The 4,021-nt window shown below is 72.9% G+C and carries 5 protein-coding genes; 4 read left to right on the top strand and 1 reads right to left on the bottom strand.

Annotated features, from left to right (window positions below):
* Positions 1-62: 62 nt before the first annotated feature.
* On the top strand, positions 63-635 hold the full coding sequence (locus tag ACPYOM_RS21140; RefSeq protein WP_481347458.1) for a hypothetical protein: 573 nt from the start codon (positions 63-65) through the stop codon (positions 633-635).
* A 169-nt stretch (positions 636-804) separates the two neighbouring features.
* On the top strand, positions 805-2,019 hold the full coding sequence (locus ACPYOM_RS21135; protein ID WP_481339563.1) for a pyridoxal phosphate-dependent aminotransferase: 1,215 nt from the start codon (positions 805-807) through the stop codon (positions 2,017-2,019).
* Between the two features lie 15 nt (positions 2,020-2,034).
* Here ACPYOM_RS21135 and ACPYOM_RS21130 read toward each other — a convergent pair whose 3' ends face one another.
* Positions 2,035-2,355 carry a hypothetical protein gene (locus tag ACPYOM_RS21130; RefSeq protein ID WP_481347457.1) on the bottom strand — a complete coding sequence of 107 codons (321 nt, stop codon included), beginning with the start codon at positions 2,353-2,355 and terminating at the stop codon, positions 2,035-2,037.
* A gap of 15 nt (positions 2,356-2,370) precedes the next feature.
* Between ACPYOM_RS21130 and ACPYOM_RS21125 the strand changes: the two genes are divergently transcribed.
* Both ACPYOM_RS21125 and ACPYOM_RS21120 read left to right on the top strand, forming a co-directional pair.
* Positions 2,371-2,808, top strand: coding sequence for a hypothetical protein (locus ACPYOM_RS21125; protein WP_481347456.1), 438 nt, complete (start codon positions 2,371-2,373; stop codon positions 2,806-2,808).
* Positions 2,809-2,851: 43 nt separating this feature from the next.
* Positions 2,852-3,874, top strand: a complete 1,023-nt coding sequence (locus ACPYOM_RS21120) for an LLM class flavin-dependent oxidoreductase (RefSeq protein WP_481347455.1) — start codon at positions 2,852-2,854, stop codon at positions 3,872-3,874.
* Positions 3,875-4,021 lie beyond the last annotated feature (147 nt).

Raw genomic sequence — 4,021 nt, 5'->3', positions numbered from 1 at the left:
GGAATGGAGACATTCGGAGCCGGTCCTGACGCCGTGGGGGACTGCTGTCCCACACTGTGCCGGTGAGCGACTCCGGCTTCGTCGACGAGGTCCCCGGACCGACGCGGCCACGACCGGGCGGACCGACCCAGCGCAGTCGTCCGCCCACGGCCCGAGCGCGGCCCGGCTCGGACGACGGGCCGCCGCGCGGCCGGCACCGACCGGGACCGGCGGGCATCGTCTTCGTCGTCCTGCTGCTCGCGTTCGTCGGCGTCGCCGGGTGGGCCTGGACCTCGCGCGTGCACGCCGACGACCTCGCCGCCTGGACCGCACTGGGCGAGACGGTCACCGAGATGGACCGCCTCCTGACGCCTCAGGGCCACGGCGAGGCCCCGCCGTGCCACGGCTCCGACGACGGCGTCCTGACCCGCACCTACCCGCCCTCGACCGGCCCCGCGGCCTCGCAGGTCGTCGGCTACCTCGAGCAGAAGGGGTGGGTCGCGTCGGCCCCGACGCCGCCGGCCCTCGCGCACCTGACCCACACCGTCGGCGGGCGCGCTCTGACCATCGACCTCGTCGCGCCGAGCATGGACCAGCTCGTCACGACGCTGACCGGCCGCAGCCCCGGCTCGGCCTTCGGCTGCCTCGGCCGCTGACCGCGTCCCGACGGGCCGCACGTGCGGCCCCGGCGCGACCCGGGGCGGCCGTCCACCGCCCGGACAGCCGTGTCCACGCCTCGGGACACGGGCCGACGTGACCGACGCGACGTGCCACATGGTGGGAATCTGCCGGGAACCCGCGTCCGGCGGTGCGACCCTAGGTCGCATGCGCGCGGTGAGCCAGAGCAAGAAGCTGCAGGACGTCTGCTACGAGATCCGCGGACCCGTGCTCGCCGAGGCCAAGCGGCTCGAGGAGGAGGGCCACCGCATCCTCAAGCTCAACATCGGCAACCCCGCCCCGTTCGGCTTCGAGGCGCCCGAGGACATCCTCGTCGACGTCATCCAGGAGCTGCCGCGCGCCCAGGGCTACAGCGACAGCAAGGGCATCCTGTCGGCGCGGCGGGCCATCGTGCAGCACTACGAGGTGCGCGAGTTCCCGCACCTCGGGGTCGAGGACATCTACCTCGGCAACGGTGTCAGCGAGCTCATCGTCATGGCGATGCAGGGGCTGCTCGACAACGGTGACGAGGTGCTCATCCCGGCGCCGGACTACCCGCTGTGGACCGCGGCGGCGAGCCTCGCCGGCGGCCGGCCGGTGCACTACGTGTGCGACGAGCAGGCCGGGTGGGCCCCCGACCTCGACGACATCCGCAGCAAGGTGACCGACCGCACCAAGGCGATCGTCGTCATCAACCCGAACAACCCGACCGGCGCCGTCTACCCGCGCGACGTCCTCGAGGGCATCGTCCAGGTGGCCCGCGAGCACGAGCTCATCGTCATGGCCGACGAGATCTACGACAAGATCCTCTACGACGGCGCGACGCACACCTCGATCGCCGGGCTCGCGCCGGACCTGCTCTGCCTCACGTTCAACGGGCTGTCCAAGGCCTACCGCGTCGCCGGCTTCCGGTCCGGGTGGCTGGCCATCACCGGCCCCAAGGAGCACGCCCGCAGCTACCTCGAGGGCCTCGACATCCTCGCCAACATGCGGCTGTGCGCCAACGTGCCGGCCCAGCACGCCATCCAGGTGGCGCTCGGCGGCTACCAGTCGATCAACGAGCTGATCCTGCCGGGGGGTCGCCTCCTCGAGCAGCGCAACATCGCCTGGGAGATGCTCAACCAGATCGACGGGATCTCCTGCACCAAGCCCCAGGGCGCCCTCTACCTCTTCCCGCGCCTGGACCCGGCGGTCCACGACATCCGCGACGACGAGAAGTTCGCGCTCGACCTGCTGCGCGAGCAGCACCTGCTCGTCGTGCACGGCACCGGGTTCAACTGGGCCACGCCCGACCACTTCCGGCTCGTCTTCCTGCCCCGGGTCGAGGACCTCGAGGAGGCCGTCGGCCGGCTCGCCAAGTTCCTGTCGACGTACTCGCAGTGACGGCTCCGGCGGACCTCAGCGCGAGGTGACCCACCACTTGAGCAGCAGCCCGAGCACGACACCCCACACGACCGTCGTCAGCAGCCCGAGGCCGATGCCGAGGAGTGCGCGGCCGCGTCCGTTCGGCTCGCGTCGGGCCAGGCTCAGCCCGCCGAGGGCGAGCGCGAGCAGTTGCGGCACGAAGAGGAAGCCGACGACGACGCCGGCGAGTCCCGCGGCGACCGAACCCCCCGCGAGGGGCGTGTCGGACAGGAGTCCGCGGCGGGGCGCGTCCTCGGCGTCGGCGCCCTCGACGTCGCGGGCCCGCGTGTCGTCGGGACGATCCGCGTCGGTCACGCGTTCAGCCTAACGATGGACACCGTGACCCGGCCGCGACGCCGTGCCCACCTTCTGCCCTCGACCGCGACCGCGGCCGCGGTCGTGGCCGTTGCCGTGGGGACGCTCGGTGCCTGCGGCAGCGACGCGCCGACGCTGCAGGACCTTCCGCCCGACATCGCCCGCGCCCGCCCGGGGATCACCCAGGAGGAGGCGCGCTTCGTCCTCGACGCCCGCAACCGTGGTGTGACGATCACGGCCGCGACGCTCGAGGACGACCTCCAGACGGGGACGACGACGTGCTGGGCGCTGAAGAACGGCGGGGTCACCCTGCGGCAGATCGCCGTGGACGACGCGGGCAAGGCGCTCGGCAACACCGGCGACGCGCTTCGCACCAAAGAGCTCATGGCCGCGGGCGTCAACGCCTTCTGCCCCGACCACGGCGACGAGATCGTCCAGCTCGGCCTGCCGTGACCCGGACGGAATACCCCGACCGGGCCGGTCGGTTGGCACCCTCGTGAGCTCCTCCCGCACCGCGCCGACCGCCCAGCTGAACATCCTCGACCTCGTCCCCGTCGCGGAGGGCGGGACGGCCGGTGCGGCCATTGCGGCGACCGTCGACATCGCGCGGCACGCCGAGAAGTGGGGCTACCAGCGGTACTGGATGGCCGAGCACCACAACATGCGCGGCGTCGCCTCGAGCTCGACGGCGGTGCTCATCGGCCACGTCGCCGACCACACCGAGACCATCCGCGTCGGGGCCGGCGGCATCATGCTGCCCAACCACGCCCCCTACGTCGTCGCCGAGCAGTTCGGGACCCTCGCCACGATGCACCCCGGCAGGATCGACCTCGGGCTCGGCCGTGCGCCCGGGACCGACCCCTTCACGACCCGCGCGCTGCGCCGCAACGAGGCCGCGGCGATGAACTTCGCCGGCGAGGTCGAGGAGCTGCTCGGCTACCTCGGCGACCCCGACCCCGACGCCCAGGTGCGCGCGGTCCCCGGCGAGGGCACCCACGTCCCGGTCTGGATCCTCGGCTCGAGCCACGGCGGTGCCCAGGTGGCGGCCGCGCTCGGCCTGCCGTACTCGTTCGCGTCGCACTTCGCGCCGGCGGCGCTCATGAGCGCGCTCGAGGTGTACCGCAGCCGGTTCGTGCCCTCGACGCTGCCCGGCGGGCTCGACGCGCCGCGCACCATGGCCGGGATGAACGTCATGGTCGCCGACACCCAGGCCGAGGCCGAGCGCCTCTACACCAGCGTCCTCGCCCGGTTCCACAGCATCGTCACCGGCCGCCGCGGCGGCGTCACCAAGCCGGTCGGGGACATCGACAGCCTGCTGTCGCAGTGGAGCCCGGCCGAACGGCAGGCCGTCCTCGACATGACACGGGTGTCACTGGTCGGCACGCCGGACGCCGTCCGCGACGGTCTGGCTGGCTTCGTCGAGGCCACCGGCGTCGACGAGGTGGTCGTGACGTGCGGCGCCTACGACCCGGCCGACCGGATGCGCACCTTCGAGCTGCTCGCGGACGCCTGGCTCTGAGCACCCGAGCTGCCGACGCCCGGGCCCGCCCGCGGACCCGACCCCTGCCGTCCCACGACCTCTGAGAGGCTGCACCCCATGACCGAGAGAGACCCCAAGGACCTGCGCCGCGTCACCCTGACCCGCGACAGCGTCGGCCGCTACACC

Source organism: Monashia sp. HAY1-2A, assembly GCF_056755315.1.
This window is presented reverse-complemented; position numbering and strand designations above follow the sequence as displayed.